Source organism: Carnobacterium divergens, from assembly GCF_900258435.1.
GTDB lineage: Bacteria > Bacillota > Bacilli > Lactobacillales > Carnobacteriaceae > Carnobacterium > Carnobacterium divergens_A.
On record NZ_LT992558.1, the window covers coordinates 2,540,537 to 2,557,788 of the forward strand.

Below are 17,252 nucleotides of genomic sequence, written 5' to 3' on the forward strand. Positions count from 1 at the left end.
AAAAATTCATGCATTTAGCCGCATATCAGATTATTCTTATTACGATTTATGCCTTTATTGCTATTAATGATTCACTTATTTCAAACACCTTAACTCAACCAGCCATTGCTGGAATGATTTCCGGGTTAATTATGGGCGACCTTGAAACCGGTTTAATGGTTGGAGGAACCTTACAATTAATGCGTTTAGGTATTGCTGCTTTTGGTGGTGCCTCTGTACCTGACTACTTTACTGGTGCCGTACTTGGAACCGCATTTGCCATTATATCAGGAAAAGGTGCTGAATATGGAATTGGCTTAGCTGTTCCTGTTTCGTTATTAATGTTACAACTTGATGTTGTCGCTCGTTTTTGTAATGTGTACTTGTTGCATCGAGTAGACAAAGCCATTGATAAAATGCAGTTAAATCGGATTCCACGCCTTGTTCTATCAGGTTCTTTCCTTTGGGGATTATCTCGCGCTATCCCGATTCTATTAATGTTGCTAGTTGGAGATGCTGCTGTTACCACTTTAACGAACAACATGCCTGAATGGTTGATGACTGGCTTAAAAACAGCTGGCGGTGTGTTACCTGTTGTGGGTGTCGCTATTCTATTACGTTATTTACCAACCAAACAATACATTCCATATTTACTTGTAGGATTTTTCTTAGCAGCCTATCTAAATGTTCCAATGTTGGGCGTTTCAATCATTGGTGTCGTAGCTGCAATGTTAGTATTTAAACGTGATAGCAATAAGATTCAGGAAGTGGCTACCACTTCAAATACCAACACTTTGGAAGGAGGATTTGATGGAGATGAGTAATCAAAAATTAACAAAACAAGAATTAAATAAAATAAGCTGGCGGTATATTTTAGGAAGTCAATTGAACTGGAACTATGAACGAATGATGAGTTCTGGCTATCTTTATGGAATCCTACCTGTTTTAAAGAAATTCTATGGGCACGATGAGGAGCAACTCCAAGACATGTTACGAACACATAATCAATTTTTTAATACCAATGCTATTTTTGGAAATTTAATCATGGGTATTGATGTGGCAATTGAAGAAGAAGATGGTTATAAAGCTAAGGACACTATTATTGCCCTGAAAACAGCGTTGATGGGGTCACTTGCTGGTGTTGGAGATTCTCTATTCCATGTTATCTGGGGAACTATTTTTGGCTCTGTAGCAGGTACGCTCGCACAAAATGGTTCTGTCGTTGGCTGTGTCATTTGGATCATTGCAAATATCGCCCTACTCTTTGGCCGTGCTGCTTTATTACCATTAGGGTATAAACAAGGTGTCAAGTTAGTCACCACCTTAAAAGATAAGTTATCCGCTTTTACTAATGCGGCAACGGTTCTTGGAATCACCGTTATTGGTGCTTTAATTCCTTCTGTGATCAAAGCAACGGTTCCGTTTGTATATAAGAAAAATGGTGTTGAGTTAGTTATCCAAGACACATTAGATGCTATTTTACCTTCCCTTGTCCCAATTTTACTAGTTCTTTTAACTTATTGGATGCTTGGACAAAAGAAATTAAATTCTACTCGTGTAATTTGGATTATTTTAATTCTTTCTATCGCATTAAGTGCTTTTGGCATCTTAGGGTAACCATTTTTATTACTAAAAGGAGTGAATAGATTTGAAACGCTTGACTATTTTGAACCGATTAAAGAACACAGGAGTCGTTGCAGTTGTTCGTGGAACATCAAAAGAAGAAGCCTTAAAAGCTAGTCATGCCATTATTAAAGGTGGTTTGACAGGTATTGAATTAACCTATACAGTCCCAAATGCTTGCGACATCATTCAAGAATTGACTTCAACGTATCAAAATCAAAAAGAAATTGTAATCGGTGCTGGTACTGTTCTAGATGCAACAACCGCACGTCTTGCAATTATGGCTGGCGCTGAATACATCGTTAGCCCCAGCTTCAATCAAGAAACAGCTGAAATTTGCAATCTTTATCAAATTCCATACTTGCCAGGTTGCATGACAATCACTGAAATGCAACGAGCTTTAACAAGCGGAGCAGATATCGTTAAATTATTTCCTGGCAGTGTCTATGGCCCAACAGTAATTTCTGCTTTTAAAGCGCCTATGCCTCAATTAAATATTATGCCTACTGGTGGTGTTAGTTTAGAAAATATGAAAGATTGGTTTAAAGCAGGTGTTGTGGCCGTTGGCGTTGGAGGAAATTTACTTGCTCCCGCCTCCACTGGAAATTTTGAGCAGGTGACGGAAATCGCTCAACAATATGCAGCAAAATTAAAAGAAATCAGGGGATAATTTATGGGGAAAATAGTGACATTAGGAGAAATCATGTTACGTTTGTCTACTCATCCTGGTGAACGTATCGGACAAAACAAACAATTTCAAGCCCATTTTGGTGGTGGCGAAGCTAATGTTGCGATTTCCTTAGCTAATTTTGGACATGACGTTTCATTTGCTAGTAAAGTACCGAATAGTTCAATCGGAATGTCGGTAAAAAAACATCTCCAACGTTACGGAGTAGAAACCAATCACCTGCTTTTTGGAGGTGAAAGACTGGGTACCTATTACATGGAATTCGGTATTGGAGAACGTGGGACTTCTGTCATTTACGATCGTAAAGGTTCGAGCTTTGCAGAAATGACAAGCCTTGAGTGGTCTATCGAAAAGTTGTTTAGAAATGCTGATATTTTCCATATTTCAGGAATTGTACCTGCTTTAGCTAAGAACTGGCCCTCTCTCACGCTCACATTAATTCAAGAAGCTAAAAAAGCTGGCTGTAAAGTAAGTTTTGATATGAACTATCGGTCAAAATTATGGACACAAAAAGAAGCTGGTGACGTATTCAATCAGCTTTTACCTTATGTTGATATTTGTTCTGCAGGTGAAAAGGACGCTTTGTATTTACTCGATATCGCTCCTGCTCCCACTACTAAAAAAAATCAACTCAATTATTATTATCAAGAAATGCATCACCGTTATCCAAACATTACTGTTTTTTACTCAACAAAACGAAAGATTCACTCCGCAAGTGCCAATCAACTAACGGGTACGTTATGGATGAATCACACATACTACGAATCACAGCGTCACGAAATCAATCCCATTGTAGATCGTGTTGGAGGAGGAGATGCTTTTGCTGGAGGAGTTTTACACGGCCTTCTTTCAAACAGAACGCCTCAAGAAATAGTCAACTTTGCAACGGCAGCTTCTGCTTTAAAACACACTATCCATGGCGACTGCAATCAATTTACTCAAGAAGAAGTCCAAGCCTTTTTAACTACTGGCTCTGGCAAAATCATACGTTAGAGGAGCATACAATCATGCAAACGATGGAAACACGTTACACACACAGCCCTAAAGATATTGAACACTATTCCACAGAACAACTACGAAATGAATTTTTAGTAGAAAAAGTCTTCATTCCTGGAGAAATTACCTTAACTTATACACACAATGACCGCATGATTTTTGGCGGTGTCACTCCGACTGAGTCTGAGTTAGAGATTCGCTTAGACAAAGAACTTGGTGTGGACTATTTCTTAGAACGACGAGAACTTGGTGTGATTAATATTGGAGGCCCTGGTTTTATCGAAATTGATGGAAAAAAAGAAGAAATGAAAAAACAAGATGGCTATTATATTGGAAAAGAAACGCGTCATGTTATTTTTTCATCCACTGATTCTAAAAATCCAGCAAAATTCTATCTTAGCTCTGCACCTGCTCATCATAAATATCCAAATGTAAAAATAAATATTGATCAGATTAAGCCAATGGAAACAGGTGAAGGTTTGACTTTAAATCAACGTAAAATTTATCAATACATTCATCCAAATATTTGTGAAAGTTGCCAATTGCAAATGGGCTACACCATTCTTGAACCTGGTAGCGCATGGAACACAATGCCTTGTCATACACATGAACGTCGCATGGAAGCTTATGTCTACTTTGATTATACGAACGAAGAAACAAAAGTTTTCCATATGATGGGAAAACCCGATGAAACAAAACACTTAGTAGTCGGAAATGAACAAGCTGTTATCTCACCAAGTTGGTCAATTCATTCTGGTGTAGGTACAAGTAACTATTCGTTTATTTGGGCAATGTGTGGAGAAAACATCACATACACCGATATGGATATGGTTACTATGAACGATTTAAAATAAATTCAGAAAAGAGGCACTAAACATGAATTTTTCAATGGATTCCTTTCAATTAGATGGAAAAGTTGCATTAATTACTGGAGCTGTACACGGTATTGGCTTTGAAATTGCGAAATCTTTAGCTACTGCAGGTGCAACAATCGTATTCAACAATTTAACTCAACAGTCAGTTGATACTGCTTTAGAAAAGTATCAACAAGCAGGCATCGATGCTTATGGTTATGTTTGTGATGTGACTGATGAAGCCGCTGTTAATAGCCTGATTAGCAAAATCAAGAAAGAAGTTGGCAGCATTGACATTTTAGTCAATAATGCAGGGATTATTAAACGTATTCCAATGATTGATATGTCAGCAACTGATTTCCGTCAAGTAGTGGATGTTGACTTAACAGCGCCCTTCATTATGGCAAAAGCAGTCATTCCAGATATGATTGAAAAAGGTGGCGGTAAAATTATTAATATTTGTTCAATGATGAGTGAATTGGGCCGTGAAACCGTTAGTGCCTATGCTGCTGCAAAAGGTGGTTTAAAAATGTTGACTAAGAACATTGCTTCTGAATATGGTCAATACAATATCCAATGTAATGGGATTGGTCCTGGTTACATTGCTACCCCGCAAACTGCTCCATTGAGAGAATTACAAGCAGATGGGGAACGTCATCCTTTTGATCAATTCATCGTTGGTCGTACACCTGCTGCTCGTTGGGGAAACCCAGAAGATTTAGCTGGTCCAGCAATTTTTCTAGCTTCAAAAGCTTCTGATTTTGTCAATGGCCACATTTTATATGTCGATGGTGGAATTTTAGCCTATATTGGCAAACAACCTTAACAAATTAATTGTCAAAGCCCTCTAATGCTGTATTCGAGGGCTTTAATATTACTCCGAAATGAAAGCGCGTTCAAAAAAATAAAAAGGAGTTTAACAAATGAAATCAAAAAAATTGATCTCCACTCTCCCACTAATGTTCCTATTTTTGAGTCTTTTTTTATGTTGGAACAACCAAAAATCATTAGCAAATTCTAACAATTTTGAATTGGACTTTAACCATGAAATTGGCAATTGGAAAGATCTTGTTGGCACTTCACTTTTGGAACAAAAAAACAATCAACTTTTTATTCAAAATACTACTATAGGAAAAAATATCGAATCCATCTCCCTTGCCAGCGATTCTCCACTATTAAATGACGGTGAAGTTGAATTAACCTTTCTTTATGAAAATCAAAAAAATTTTGGCGTTGTTTTCAGAGCAGATGCCACTCAATCTTCAAATTGGCAATCCTTCGCCTATAATGGTGATGGAAACTGGCAACTTGGTCAGCCTGGCGGAAAATGGTTAACCTCTATTAAAAGCCCTCCCTTAGTATCTGGCGAGACCTATCGACTTCTAGTAAGATACTCTGGAAAATCAATTGAAGCTTTTCTCAACGGACATTCCTTTTATCAAAATGAGCATGTTGTTTATCCCAATGGAAATGAAACTATTTCAGATGATTGGACAGGACAGATTGGACTTCGCCTCTTTGGAGATCGGATAACATTAAGAGTTCTTTCTTTAAAGAATGGCGCTGTTGGTTCTATTCCACTGTCACCAGATAATCCTGAAAAAAGCGAAGACTTAGCAGCTATTCGTTCAAAATGGAAAGAAAATTTAGTAGGGGATTTCGAAAAAACACCTGAATTATTATACGATGCCGAAGTTCAAACATACATCCAACAACTCTCTAACCAAGCAACTACTTTATACGACTCACTTGATAAAAGTACACAGCGCACACGATTATGGTCAAAAAAAGCATCTGATACAAACAGTGCAGACTTAACGACTCAATTTAAAAATATCGCTATTTTAGCAAAAGCATATGGCACTAAAGAAACGAAATACTACCATCAACAAGAGATTTTAACACAAATCATTTCAGCTCTCGATTTTATGACTACAGACGAACTCTATTCAGGTAAAAAATATTTTGGAAATTGGTGGGATTGGCAAGTTGGAATGCCTCAGGAATTCCTTACTTCGTTATTTATTCTTTACGAAGACATTCCCAAAGAAAAAATTTCCCACTACGCAACCATTATGAGCCACTACTTACCAAATGCTTATCAACAATTATATGGAAAACCTCAAGATACCTCAGTTGATTTAAGCTTCATTCCTAACTTTGTAACGACTGGCGCAAACCGAACAGACTTAGCTTTCTCTGTTTTAGGTATCCATACCCTAGCAGAAAATCCAGTAGGGATAAAGTCTGCCGTTTCGAGTGTCAACGATGTCTTTAAAGTTGTGACTAAAGGGGATGGTTTCTATCCAGACGGATCATTTATTCAACATAATGATATTCCCTATACCGGTTCCTACGGCAACGTTTTAATTAAAGGCGTGGGTAAAATTTTCTCTCTCGTTAAAAATACCGCTTGGGAAACCGATCAAACTACCGTGAATGAATTTGTTCAAAATGTTGAAAAAGCCTTTATTCCCCTTCTTGTAAACGGTGAAATGATGCCTATGGTAAATGGTCGCTCTATCTCAAGAGCACCTGCCGAAACTAAAACGGGGTTTGGCTCAGCAACACTTTACAACTTACTCATTGTTTCTGAATTTGCTAACCCTGAAAATCAGCAAAAATTAAAAGAAGCAACGAACTATTGGATGCAAAAAAATATCCCCTACTATTATCACAACACAAGAGACTTTAAAGACTTATTATTAACCAAAGAACTCCTTGCAGATAAAACAATTTCATTTGATAAAAAACCCTTCATCGGGAGTTATCTCTACGGCGCTATGGATCGATTTGTCTATAGCAACGAACAACTAAACCTCGGCATCAGTCTATATTCCAATCGCACCTCTTCTTTTGAAGCAGGTAATAAGGAGAATAAAAAAGGCTGGCACATGTCAGATGGGATGCTCTATCTATTCAACTCTGATCAACAATTTGGCGCTGCTTATTGGCCCACCGTTGACCCTTATCGCCTACCTGGCACAACAGTTGATACGATTCCCTTAAAGGATGAGATCAGTTCTTTCACAACTGTAAAATCGAAAGAAAATTATGTAGGTGGCGTAACCGATACTAAAAATTCCGTTGTTTCTATGAACTTAAATAAAGATGGAACTAAAAATAACGGTGTTCTCCTTCCAATGAATGTCAAAGGGAAAAAAACATGGTTTGTAATTGATGGAAAAATTATTGCTCTTGGTACTGCAATTAGTGGAACAACTTCAGCGACAATTGAGACCATCGTCGAAAATCGAATGTTGGATTCAACTAGTCACTACGAATTAACAAACCAAGACCAGCAACTCGTTGGAAATCAACAGACTCAATTAAAAAAAGGCGAGTGGTTGTTGCTTAGCTCCGATAAACCAAATCAAAATTTAGGTTATCTTATGCTTGAAGACCAGCTAGTAAAAACTGATTTAGAAACTAGAGAAGGAACCTACCAACAACTAAACGATGCTTTTCCAAGTAGTAAACAATATCGTGAAGCGTATCAAAAAATCATCATCAATCACGGATCGACAGTGAACAATGGATCGTATGCATACCTTTTGTTTCCTGATGCAACTGCCGCAGAATTAAAAAAAGTGACAACAGAAGACGCCTTTACTATTTTAGAAAATACTGAGGCGGTACAAGCAATTCAAAATAATCAATCAAACCTTATTGGTGCTACTGTTTGGTCTGACAATGGAGCTAAAGTAGATGGTTACACAGTTGACAAACCCGCGTCATTTTTAGTACAACAAAACGAAAAAAGACTTTCGATTAATTTATCGAATCCAAAGCAAACAAGTGAAAAAATAACCTTATCTCTTCCTACTAAAATTGAAGAAGTTATTTCTAGTTCAGAAGCGATCCAAGTAGCAGAAGACGGTCACTCAATTACAGTAGATACAACCGGCGGACTAGGCAAAACATTTACTATTGAATTACGAATCAACTAATAGTTCCAATAAAAAAATTAACCTCATTAAAATAAAAACAGTATGAAATCACCGTTACAAAAGTGAATTTTATACTGTTTTTACTATAAGTTAGTACCTTTATTCTAGCATTGTGTTTTTCAATCTACTGCACCACTTTCAAAAAAAAATACTTTCATGATCTTTTTATGGTAAAATGATGAGAGTATAATTAAAAAGAGGTGTAGTCTTATCAAAAAAACAAGTATTCCAACAAATTACGAATCAATCTTAAATGTGTACGACACACAAACCGCAATTGGATTTATCAAACGCTGCTTTGAAGAAGCGTTAACAGGTAGTCTAAAGTTAAAACGTGTTTCAGCTCCACTTTTTGTTCATCAACAATCTGGGCTAAATGATAATCTAAGTGGGGTTGAGCGCCCTGTTCAATTTGATGTGCCATCACTCAATGATAATGGCGAAGTGGTCCACTCGCTAGCAAAATGGAAACGCATGGCTTTAAAGCAATACGATTTCCATACTGGAAATGGGTTATATGCAGATATGAATGCGATCCGTCGCGACGAAGTCTTAGACAACTTACACTCGATTTATGTAGATCAATGGGATTGGGAACGAGTTATTTCAAGAGAACAACGAACCCTTGATTATTTAAAAGAAGTCGTACAAAGTCTTGTGAATGCCATGGCAGAAACTGCCAGTCGTTTGCATACCAAGTATCCAAGTGTTACGGTTCCAATTCAAACAGAAATTTCGTTTATTACAAGTCAGGAATTAGCTGATCTTTATCCTGAACTCGATTCAAAAGAGCGAGAGCATGACTACGTAAAGGCCCATCCGACAACCTTTATTATGCAAATTGGAGACAGATTAAAAAATGGCAAACCTCATGATCACCGCGCTCCTGATTACGACGACTGGTCTCTCAATGGTGATTTGTTCGTTTGGCATGAACCGTTGCAATGTGCAATGGAGCTTTCTAGCATGGGAATTCGAGTGGACGATCAATCTCTTTTGGAACAACTTGAAAAAGCGAATGCAACAGATCGATTGGCTTTTGATTTTCATAAACAAGTAGCAAACAATGCCTTGCCGTTAACGATTGGTGGTGGAATTGGTCAAAGTCGAATGTGCATGTTTTTACTAGGAAAAGCTCATATTGGCGAAGTTCAAGTTTCTTTATGGGATGATGAGACCATTGAGGCTTGTGATGGAAAGATTTTTTTACTGTAAGATTTTTTAACTATTTTATTGGCTATATTAAATGCTTAAATCAAAACCCCAACAAGAATCATTTTCTTGTTGGGGTTTTGACTTAAACTTTTTTTAACAAACTAACTCAAAGGCTAACGTCATGGCGTTTTAATTTTCTAATCGCAACCATCTATTTAATCGATTTTAGTCACTGTTAACTCTTTGAAAAAAGCTTCGGTTCCTATATCTACAAAAAGACCAATTGCCCCTTTAGCACCGCTTCCATGTTTCATATTTTCAACGACTAATACCGGTTCTTTCTCACCGTTTAAATAGAATTCTCCTCTAGGGCCATCTACCACTGCTTTTAAAGAAATCCACTCATCCAGTCCAATATCAGCTGGGCCTTCAAATTCTGTTATTCCTAAATTTCTAAAATAGTCAAACGTATACGTAGGATATGAAAAATATTGTACCCCACGATTTTTTCTGACTGGGTCTGCAATTCGGCCATTAGTCGGTCGCACGTAAAAAGATTCAAATGCTGTATCCTCTTCATTAATTCGAAATGCAATTCCAATAAAACCACGAGCAAAATCAGGTGCATCTGGTAGTAAACGGCTCAACATTTTGACTTCAATCACTCCATTTTGAAAAGACGAATCTACTAATTTTACATACGTATTTTCATCAAATTCCATCAACTTATCTTTTTTCACCACTCTTAAAACGGGTTCATCATCAAGTTTTACCCATTCTGCACTTGTATGAACAGCTTTTATTTTTGTAGCCTCATTCATCACACGAACCTCCTCCTTACTTGCTCTAATTCTTACAATATACGATCTAAAGTATAGCGAACATTTAAAGATCTGTTAAGTAGGTACAAATTTGTAACTATCTTCTTAAATCCTGTTCTTTGTAGAATTGCCCCCATTTTCGCATAGCTTCAATGACAGGCAACAAGCTTTCTCCTAAAGGCGTTAATTGATATTCAATGTGAGGAGGAACTTTCTCAAAATCAATCCGTTCCACCAATCCATCTTCAATCATCGAAGTCAGACTTGCTGTTAATACTTTTTGAGACACACCTGCCAATGATCGGTGCAGTTCTGAGTTTCTTTTTGGTCCCGTAATCAAATCACGAATAATGAGCGTTTTCCACTTGCTTCCAATTAATTGAACAGTCGTTGCCACATCACAAAGCGGCATTTCTTCTTTTTTTATCATAAAAAATCAACTCCTTGAAATTCTCTCTTTTAATTATATAGAACTTTCCAATTAATTCAATTTCCTATAAACAAAAACACTGACACGGTTCTCCCCTTGACATTAAACCGAGGTTCAATGTTATGATTCATTTAAGGAGGAGATTGTCAGATGCAACGAATTAAAGCTTTTTCAGATAAATTAGCAATTCCAGCTTCTTCCATTCGATATTATGAAAAAAAAGGATTGCTTGAAACAAAAAGAACTGAAAATAAATACCGCGTGTATGATGGAGAGGATGAACAACGTTTAAAACTGATTTTAGTTATGAAATATTCAGGTTTTTCCATTAAAGAGATAAAAGAATTGCTATCCTTTAGTAATACACCTGATGAAGAGGACTGCATTAAACGAACGAATGATTTATTGTTAACTAAACGAGAAGAACTGCTAGTAAAAATAGCAAATTATCAAAAGATTATTGATTTACTTGATTTAATGAGACCCCTTGCAATCGCTGAGGTAACAGAGGAAACAACTAACGCTCTTAATGATCTTGTGAACTTAATTTTTGACAATAATCTTGAGGAGGAATAATATGCGAACAACGATTATCACAGGACATCCCTATTCAAAAAGTTTTAATCACGCACTTGTAGAAAAAATTACAGCAGAAACAAATGCTACCGTAATCAATTTAATTGAGGATCGTTTCAATCCTGTGATGGAACTTGAGGACTTAGCAGGCTTTTCAAAAGGGGTGTCACATGACCCTCTTGTTGAAAAGTATCAAGAACTATTATTGCAAACAGATCAGCTCATTATTGTTACACCTATTTGGTGGTACGGTCTGCCAGCAATTTACAAAGGATTTCTCGATAAGGTCATGCTAAAAGGATTTGCTTATACTGAAACTAAAGGGCGTTTAGTAGGAAAGCTAACAACGATTCAAGAAGTTCTTCTCGTTACCACTTCAGAAGCACCTAAATGGTATATTCGTTATTTTGCTGGCAATCCTATTAAAGGACTTAAAAATAGAGTATTTAAAGATATGGGCCTAAAAAAAGTGATTTGGCTTCATCAGGGAAACATTGCCACTACCACCAAAAAAAAGCGACAAACGTTTATCCAAAAGGTCGTTACTCGTGCAGGTTTAAAGGAATAAATTCTTCTGAGTTAGAATAGAAAATCCAACCAATGATAAATTTAAAAGTAGATTTATCATTGGTTTTTACTTATTCCCTCACCTAATTAAAATTGAAGTCGTTCCTAAGTATATTCTAATGAAGCGTTGACTTATCTTTTGAAAGGGCTTACAATTTGTACTGGAATGTATAAAAAAGAAATGGGGAATATTACTATGAGTAACGATAACGCCGTCCTAGCAAGAAATACAAAACAGGCACCACAAAATCCTTTTTATTCACAAACAGTCGCTTTTTCTCATTACAATCACCTCTCCGCTCAATTGCCAATTGATCCACTATCTGGCAAGCTGCTATCTGGATCTGTAACGGAACAAGCTGAACAATGCTTTAAAAATATTAAAGCGATTTTAACTAGTATCGATCATGTGATGAATGATATTGTTCGACTCACTATTTTCGTTAAAACTATCAAAGAGATTGAAGCCGTAGAAAAAGTTTATCAAACCTTCTTTTCAGGCTATTTCCCTTCAAAAACAGTTGTTGCAGTGGATGCTTTACCGATGAACGCTTTGGTACAAATTGAAGCTCTTGTTTCAAATGGAGAAGGAACCATTCCAAAAGCCCCACAAGCAGGCGACTTAATCAAGCTTACAAATAATACACCTCTTGCGCCAATCGACCAATTTTCAACACAAACTGTCGCTTTTTCGCATTACAACAATCTTTCCGCTCAGTTACCTATCGATCCAAAATCTGGTCGCTTAGTAGTGGGTGGTATCAAAGAGCAGACTAGACAGTGCTTGAAGAACATTAAAACCATTTTAGAAAGTATTGATGTTCCTTTTGATGATATTGTTAAAACAACTCTTTTTCTTAAAGACCCTTCAGACATTGACGCTGTAAATGACGTTTACGCAACCTTCTTCCCAGATTCTGCTATTGCACGAACTGTGGCTTATGTTCCGGCTCGAACAACCGTTGCTGTTTCTGATTTACCAATGAATGCTTTAATTCAAATTGAAGCAGTTGTCTCCCACGGAGATGGCACACCGCCACAAGCAATTGAGGACAGACATGGTCTTATTCTTGAAGCAAACAATACTAAAAACGCACCAATTGATGCTTTAGCGACACAATCGGTAGCCTTTTCTCATTACAATCATCTTTCCGCTCAATTGCCTATCGATGCAAAAACAGGTAAATTCGTCGCTGGTGGCGTAAAAGAACAGACGCAACAATGTCTTGAAAATATTAAGACGATTATTGAACATGTTGACCACGTGATGGAGGATGTTGTGAAGGTAAACCTTTATTTAAAAAACATCACCGATCTTGATGCTGTCGATGAAGCATACGCAACCTTCTTTCCTTCAGGAACACCTGCAAGAAGAACCATCGGCGTATCCAACTTACCTCAAGATGCATTGATTCAAATTGATGCTGTTGTAGCAAATGCCGAAGGAACACCTCCTCTTCTAGCGTAAAAAAAATTCTTGATGAAAAGCGGTAATAATGCTTTTTATCAAGAATTTTTCTTATTTGTTTCAAATCCTTCCAGTTTTCTCTTTTTTTCATTAGCATTATCCTTATTCAATTCATGTATTTTACGAATCAATGTCGCTTTAATAAGGGCTGTTCTCCATGTAAATCCGTTCATTAAAACCTGTCTGCTTAGAATTCATATCCACTTTTCTCTCAAATTCTTTGAAGCCCATTTTTTTATATAAATTAACTGCAATTTCATTAGTATCTCCAACTTCTAAGATATATTTACTATATTTTTTTTGATCAAATAAATGAGTTATTAACCTTTGCGCAACTTTTTGTCCTCTTGCTTCAGGCAAGGTCGCAATAAATTCGATATACCCAACATCATCTGCATAATTTAAAGGTTGGTGAAACTCTTTAGATAATATTGAGTAGACAATGCTCCCTTTAATAAGACCTAATTCTTTTCTTATAGTTTTTTTATTTAGACAGATGGCTCTATTTTGGTTATCCGAATAACTTAGTAGCCCAATTGGTTCGTTATTTTTATAAGCAACAAGCCAATTCGCTTGAAAAGAACCTTTTAAAACCTTTGCCAACTGATGTTCATCTTTTGCAAAAGACTTATACAATGAATAAAATGAGTTAGAAAATATCATCGCTATTTCTTCTTGCGTTTCATTCGACAGACAATCCATAGACTTTATTGTTGTATCCATATGAACTAATCCTCTCCATTTTTTATATTAGCCTTTTTGTCGGCTATAATTTGTTCTTTAAGCTTCTCAAAAAATTGAATATCAAATAGATTGTGTTCCAATCCATATTTAAGTGTAAAGAACTGATATTTTTTTTCTTCGCTATCAAGTTCTTGTTGAACAGAGAGATGTTCTGTTAATTTGGAATCAAAGATCGAATCTAAAATATCTTCCAAATATTTTTTTTCTTTCTTCAAAGAAGATAAATAACCATCAATAAGTTCTATTTGCTTCTCTTGTGGAACAGTACCCATAAAAAACAGGCGACTCAATTCCATATTTTTTATTTTCCCCGCGACCATTGGTTTTCCAATCCATTTAGTAAATTCTATCTTCCCATTTTCATTAATAAAATATCTTTTTTTATTCACACCATTTTCTACTTTTTCTTCTAAATAGATTAAATTGTTTTTTAATAACTTATTAATGGCAGACTGAATACTACCTCTACTGTCGCTACAAATTGACTGCAAATTATCCCCAATAAATTTTCTGATTTCATAAGCAGTAAGCGGCTCCATCAACAGAAGACCTAAGACTATATTATCCATCCTTGTTCTCCTTTTTATTTTTATTTACTCGATAAACGTATACACCATGAATCACAAGACCAATGCCCCAACCCACAATTGACCCTATTGGCCAAAAATAGTCCATGCCTACTAAATAATAGATACTCACTAATAATCCATTTACAAAAATGTAATTTAGCAAATTACTAAGAAACGATTTAATCGTTTTCTCTTTTTTTATATCATTAACACTGTCAATCATAGTTCCCTCCTGCACTCTATATACCTAAAAGTAACATACCTATTAGGACTTGTCAAACACTTTAATAGTACGATAGTTATTTTTCACTTGTTACTAACCTACCACTCGATGATTCTATTACTCATCAATGGCTACTCTAAAAGAAATTAAGTGAGAAAATAACTGTTACTCTGCCATAAAGCAACTACGATGACTCTTCCAACAATCAACCTAACACTAGTATGCATCTTTTAAAACGCTAAAAAAGCCTTTCCCCCTTGGTAACCAAGGATTTAAGACTCATCTACAATTGCTTCCCATAATTACACTAATCAATTGGTATCACTATCGTTTAATTAAATTTCTTTTTCTGCGAACAGGCCGAGCCGAATGTTGAGCTTTTCCTTGCTGACTTTTTGTAACTCTATAGAATACATGTTCAATGAAAATAGTGTAGCAATCAAAAGATATCTACTCTCGTACATTCAAAAGAAATATAAGAATCTTCGATGATATCTCCATCTATTTTATCAGTGTCTAATTCAAATAAAAATCCACCAACTTTTACTATTTTTTCTTTTACATCAATTAATTTTCCAGAAATAAGATATGAAAAATATCCTGTCAATTTTGTTATCTCTTCTTTAAATTCCTTATTAACCATAATATTGGTTACATCTAAACAATAGACAGGTTCTTTCAACTCATCACCTACAGACAAATCAAGAGGTTGTGAAAAGCATAGCATTTTAAACCTATCATCAGTAACTTCAACCTCAGCTTCCTTTATTGTCTCATTTATCCACATTATTTCATCTATCCTCATAAGACCAACCTTACATTAATAAATCTATTTTTATTCCTTTCTAGAAAAAGTCAAATCAGCAAATTGAACACTTACTAATGGCTTCATGTAATTATAAGTATATATATCCAATTTAGGAAATTCACTATTTTCAAATTCTATTTTTTGAATAGTGAACTGGCTCCAATTTAATTCTCCATTATTCAATTCATATAAGTTTTTTGGCATATCGTAATTAAAGTTTAGACAATTACAAAATTTAAATTCAATTCTTTCACCTTTTTCCAATTCCGTCCAGAAATAATCAACTTCTATTACTAAATCAGTAAGGTTCGCTTCAAAATATATTTTTGTTATAACGCTATCTGTGAAATCAAATTCAGATAATTTTGCTTCAATAATATCGTTTTTATTCACAATCATTCTCCTCTAATTTAAATTTTTAAAATAAAAATGGGTCAATTCTCTAACTTCCTGCCTAGTTGCATTGCTCGGAAAAATCCCAGAAGCATCTACATAATTTCCTCCCGAATTTTGAACTCTAAAATAAGGAATACCATATCCTGGATTTGCATGAATTCTTATTTTTTCCCCAGTACTTGGATTGATAAAAATTGTAGCTACACCACTTTTTGAACCACCTTGTTCAATTGATTTTTGCCATCCTTTTTTTCCAACTGCTGAATTAATTCGTTAGGAGTTAAATTATTAGCTATTGCTTTAATACTTTTCCCTTCCCATTTGAAAGCTTTAATTGTATCCCCAGTTTTATCCAACGCCTTAAAATTCTTCCACTCTTTTTCAGTTAAATGAATGCCATCTAACGTCCATTAAGACCTCAATATCATCAATCCCTATCAATATCTTCAAAATGTCTGGAGTCAGTTGTGCCATCATGTCTACGGATTCCATTAGTTTTGATTTCTGTAAGGCTTCTGTAGCTTCTTTTTGAACTTTTCCATTTTTCATAAATTGATAAAACGTTCCATATTTTGTTTTGATTTCTTTGATTTCATAGCGATCTTCTTTATTTTCGCTATTGTATTTTTCTAACTTTTGATACCACTCTAACGAATTCAGATTCAAGCCATGATACCCATTCGCTCCACCTTCAAAATTTTTGCTATTTCCTAAGTACGCTAAACCTTGTAGGATTGCCCTGATAGTTTCATGAACGTTATCAAAATTCCCTTGGGTTTGCCTCTCAAATTGTTCGTATCGTTTTAACAATTCAATCTCTTTTATTTTTCCGTACATGCTCTGTTGTCCGAAAAACTCTTTCAAAACAGGCACATCTTTAAAGACTTTCGCCATTTCTTCCATAAAGTCTAATTTTTGTGTTTGAAGCTGTCTTAATTGATTTTGTAAATCCTGTAATTCATCTGTGTCTAGCCTATTTTCAGCTTCTCCCACGAGGCTTTTAAAGGTGGAAAGATATGCTTTAAGTGTGTCGTCTAAGTCATATAGAGCGTTAAAAATACTATCTGAAATCGTTTTATAGTTTCTATGATAACTTTTAGCAGAAGACCATGCTTGACCTTGTAGTTCATTTTCTTCTACAAAATGGTCATTGGCACGATTGTATTCTTTTAGGTAAGAAACAATCGACTGTCTAAGACTGGTTAGTTCATCGGACAGCCCTTTTAATTCTTGGTAGTCGATTCTTGGCATTCATTTTCCGCCTTTCTTACTTTTAGAAAATCTTCTTCTAGTTGATTTCGTTGAGTAGTTTTTTTACGGATAAGCTGTTCTAAAGCTTCTTCCCCACTTTCTAATTTACGGTTGAAGAATTGTTTTTCTTCCTCTAACTGGTCGCATTCTCTGG

The 17,252-nt window shown here is 35.7% G+C and carries 21 protein-coding genes; 11 read left to right on the forward strand and 10 right to left on the reverse strand.

The window, feature by feature from the left end:
- Positions 1-8: 8 nt before the first annotated feature.
- From CDIMF43_RS12750 to asnA, 8 genes are all read left to right on the forward strand, one after another.
- Positions 9-803 (forward strand): PTS mannose/fructose/sorbose/N-acetylgalactosamine transporter subunit IIC, encoded by a 795-nt coding sequence (locus tag CDIMF43_RS12750; protein ID WP_074401594.1) that lies wholly within the window; start codon positions 9-11, stop codon positions 801-803.
- A complete protein-coding gene (locus tag CDIMF43_RS12755; RefSeq protein ID WP_176713086.1) occupies positions 796-1,596 on the forward strand; it encodes a PTS system mannose/fructose/sorbose family transporter subunit IID in 801 nt (266 codons plus the stop codon). The genes CDIMF43_RS12750 and CDIMF43_RS12755 overlap by 8 nt, the downstream gene beginning before the upstream one ends.
- A gap of 31 nt (positions 1,597-1,627) precedes the next feature.
- Positions 1,628-2,272 carry a bifunctional 4-hydroxy-2-oxoglutarate aldolase/2-dehydro-3-deoxy-phosphogluconate aldolase gene (locus CDIMF43_RS12760; RefSeq protein WP_109842225.1) on the forward strand — a complete coding sequence of 215 codons (645 nt, stop codon included), beginning with the start codon at positions 1,628-1,630 and terminating at the stop codon, positions 2,270-2,272.
- 3 nt (positions 2,273-2,275) lie between these two features.
- Positions 2,276-3,283 carry a sugar kinase gene (locus CDIMF43_RS12765; RefSeq protein WP_109842226.1) on the forward strand — a complete coding sequence of 336 codons (1,008 nt, stop codon included), beginning with the start codon at positions 2,276-2,278 and terminating at the stop codon, positions 3,281-3,283.
- A 14-nt stretch (positions 3,284-3,297) separates the two neighbouring features.
- On the forward strand, positions 3,298-4,140 hold the full coding sequence (gene kduI, locus CDIMF43_RS12770) for a 5-dehydro-4-deoxy-D-glucuronate isomerase (protein WP_162532952.1): 843 nt from the start codon (positions 3,298-3,300) through the stop codon (positions 4,138-4,140).
- Between the two features lie 22 nt (positions 4,141-4,162).
- Positions 4,163-4,966, forward strand: a complete 804-nt coding sequence (locus CDIMF43_RS12775; protein WP_109842227.1) for a gluconate 5-dehydrogenase — start codon at positions 4,163-4,165, stop codon at positions 4,964-4,966.
- Positions 4,967-5,063: 97 nt separating this feature from the next.
- A complete protein-coding gene (locus tag CDIMF43_RS12780) occupies positions 5,064-8,090 on the forward strand; it encodes a polysaccharide lyase 8 family protein (RefSeq protein ID WP_109842228.1) in 3,027 nt (1,008 codons plus the stop codon).
- Between the two features lie 210 nt (positions 8,091-8,300).
- Positions 8,301-9,305 carry an aspartate--ammonia ligase gene (gene asnA, locus CDIMF43_RS12785; RefSeq protein ID WP_109842229.1) on the forward strand — a complete coding sequence of 335 codons (1,005 nt, stop codon included), beginning with the start codon at positions 8,301-8,303 and terminating at the stop codon, positions 9,303-9,305.
- 155 nt (positions 9,306-9,460) lie between these two features.
- On the opposite strand, the gene CDIMF43_RS12790 is transcribed toward asnA, so the two are convergent.
- Both CDIMF43_RS12790 and CDIMF43_RS12795 read right to left on the reverse strand, forming a co-directional pair.
- Entirely contained in the window at positions 9,461-10,066 is a 606-nt protein-coding gene (locus CDIMF43_RS12790) for a hypothetical protein (protein ID WP_109842230.1), read from the reverse strand.
- Positions 10,067-10,163: 97 nt separating this feature from the next.
- Positions 10,164-10,496: a winged helix-turn-helix transcriptional regulator gene (locus CDIMF43_RS12795; protein ID WP_034568298.1), complete on the reverse strand. Its 333-nt coding sequence runs from the start codon at positions 10,494-10,496 to the stop codon at positions 10,164-10,166.
- Positions 10,497-10,646: 150 nt separating this feature from the next.
- On the opposite strand from CDIMF43_RS12795, the gene CDIMF43_RS12800 reads away from it, so the two are divergent.
- The 3 genes from CDIMF43_RS12800 to CDIMF43_RS12810 all read left to right on the forward strand — a co-directional run bounded on the left by CDIMF43_RS12800 (position 10,647) and on the right by CDIMF43_RS12810 (position 13,107).
- On the forward strand, positions 10,647-11,072 hold the full coding sequence (locus CDIMF43_RS12800) for a MerR family transcriptional regulator (protein WP_074401585.1): 426 nt from the start codon (positions 10,647-10,649) through the stop codon (positions 11,070-11,072).
- 1 nt (position 11,073) lies between these two features.
- Entirely contained in the window at positions 11,074-11,640 is a 567-nt protein-coding gene (locus CDIMF43_RS12805) for an NAD(P)H-dependent oxidoreductase (protein ID WP_109842231.1), read from the forward strand.
- Positions 11,641-11,835: 195 nt separating this feature from the next.
- Positions 11,836-13,107, forward strand: coding sequence for a RidA family protein (locus CDIMF43_RS12810; protein ID WP_109842232.1), 1,272 nt, complete (start codon positions 11,836-11,838; stop codon positions 13,105-13,107).
- 138 nt (positions 13,108-13,245) lie between these two features.
- Here the strand turns inward: CDIMF43_RS12810 and CDIMF43_RS12815 are convergent, their stop codons facing one another.
- The 8 genes from CDIMF43_RS12815 to CDIMF43_RS12845 all read right to left on the reverse strand — a co-directional run.
- On the reverse strand, positions 13,246-13,830 hold the full coding sequence (locus tag CDIMF43_RS12815; protein ID WP_074401582.1) for a GNAT family N-acetyltransferase: 585 nt from the start codon (positions 13,828-13,830) through the stop codon (positions 13,246-13,248).
- Between the two features lie 5 nt (positions 13,831-13,835).
- Positions 13,836-14,420, reverse strand: a complete 585-nt coding sequence (locus tag CDIMF43_RS12820; RefSeq protein ID WP_074401581.1) for a PadR family transcriptional regulator — start codon at positions 14,418-14,420, stop codon at positions 13,836-13,838.
- Complete coding sequence (locus CDIMF43_RS12825; RefSeq protein ID WP_074401580.1) at positions 14,413-14,643, reverse strand: 2TM domain-containing protein; 231 nt, start codon at positions 14,641-14,643, stop codon at positions 14,413-14,415. The genes CDIMF43_RS12820 and CDIMF43_RS12825 overlap by 8 nt, the downstream gene beginning before the upstream one ends.
- Positions 14,644-15,082: 439 nt before the next feature.
- Complete coding sequence (locus CDIMF43_RS12830) at positions 15,083-15,448, reverse strand: hypothetical protein (RefSeq protein WP_135017077.1); 366 nt, start codon at positions 15,446-15,448, stop codon at positions 15,083-15,085.
- Positions 15,449-15,478: 30 nt separating this feature from the next.
- A complete protein-coding gene (locus CDIMF43_RS12835; RefSeq protein WP_074401579.1) occupies positions 15,479-15,844 on the reverse strand; it encodes a hypothetical protein in 366 nt (121 codons plus the stop codon).
- 203 nt (positions 15,845-16,047) lie between these two features.
- Positions 16,048-16,203, reverse strand: coding sequence for a hypothetical protein (locus CDIMF43_RS13655; RefSeq protein WP_162532953.1), 156 nt, complete (start codon positions 16,201-16,203; stop codon positions 16,048-16,050).
- Positions 16,204-16,228: 25 nt separating this feature from the next.
- Entirely contained in the window at positions 16,229-17,098 is an 870-nt protein-coding gene (locus tag CDIMF43_RS12840) for a T7SS effector LXG polymorphic toxin (RefSeq protein ID WP_074401577.1), read from the reverse strand.
- The coding region (locus tag CDIMF43_RS12845) for a hypothetical protein (RefSeq protein WP_162532954.1) at positions 17,071-17,252 on the reverse strand (182 nt) is incomplete at its 5' end. The genes CDIMF43_RS12840 and CDIMF43_RS12845, both read right to left, overlap by 28 nt.

Coding starts and splice junctions, on each gene's coding strand:
- CDIMF43_RS12765 (WP_109842226.1), top strand. CDS start 2,276: ATGGGGAAAATAGTGACATTAGGAGAAATCATGTTACGTTTGTCTACT.
- CDIMF43_RS12755 (WP_176713086.1), top strand. CDS start 796: ATGAGTAATCAAAAATTAACAAAACAAGAATTAAATAAAATAAGCTGG.
- kduI (WP_162532952.1), top strand. CDS start 3,298: ATGCAAACGATGGAAACACGTTACACACACAGCCCTAAAGATATTGAA.
- CDIMF43_RS12780 (WP_109842228.1), top strand. CDS start 5,064: ATGAAATCAAAAAAATTGATCTCCACTCTCCCACTAATGTTCCTATTT.
- CDIMF43_RS12795 (WP_034568298.1), bottom strand. CDS start 10,496: ATGATAAAAAAAGAAGAAATGCCGCTTTGTGATGTGGCAACGACTGTT.
- CDIMF43_RS12815 (WP_074401582.1), bottom strand. CDS start 13,830: ATGGATACAACAATAAAGTCTATGGATTGTCTGTCGAATGAAACGCAA.
- CDIMF43_RS12750 (WP_074401594.1), top strand. CDS start 9: ATGCATTTAGCCGCATATCAGATTATTCTTATTACGATTTATGCCTTT.
- CDIMF43_RS12830 (WP_135017077.1), bottom strand. CDS start 15,448: ATGAGGATAGATGAAATAATGTGGATAAATGAGACAATAAAGGAAGCT.
- CDIMF43_RS12810 (WP_109842232.1), top strand. CDS start 11,836: ATGAGTAACGATAACGCCGTCCTAGCAAGAAATACAAAACAGGCACCA.
- CDIMF43_RS12820 (WP_074401581.1), bottom strand. CDS start 14,420: ATGGATAATATAGTCTTAGGTCTTCTGTTGATGGAGCCGCTTACTGCT.
- CDIMF43_RS12840 (WP_074401577.1), bottom strand. CDS start 17,098: ATGCCAAGAATCGACTACCAAGAATTAAAAGGGCTGTCCGATGAACTA.
- CDIMF43_RS12800 (WP_074401585.1), top strand. CDS start 10,647: ATGCAACGAATTAAAGCTTTTTCAGATAAATTAGCAATTCCAGCTTCT.
- CDIMF43_RS12775 (WP_109842227.1), top strand. CDS start 4,163: ATGAATTTTTCAATGGATTCCTTTCAATTAGATGGAAAAGTTGCATTA.
- CDIMF43_RS12790 (WP_109842230.1), bottom strand. CDS start 10,066: ATGAATGAGGCTACAAAAATAAAAGCTGTTCATACAAGTGCAGAATGG.
- CDIMF43_RS12825 (WP_074401580.1), bottom strand. CDS start 14,643: ATGATTGACAGTGTTAATGATATAAAAAAAGAGAAAACGATTAAATCG.
- CDIMF43_RS12805 (WP_109842231.1), top strand. CDS start 11,074: ATGCGAACAACGATTATCACAGGACATCCCTATTCAAAAAGTTTTAAT.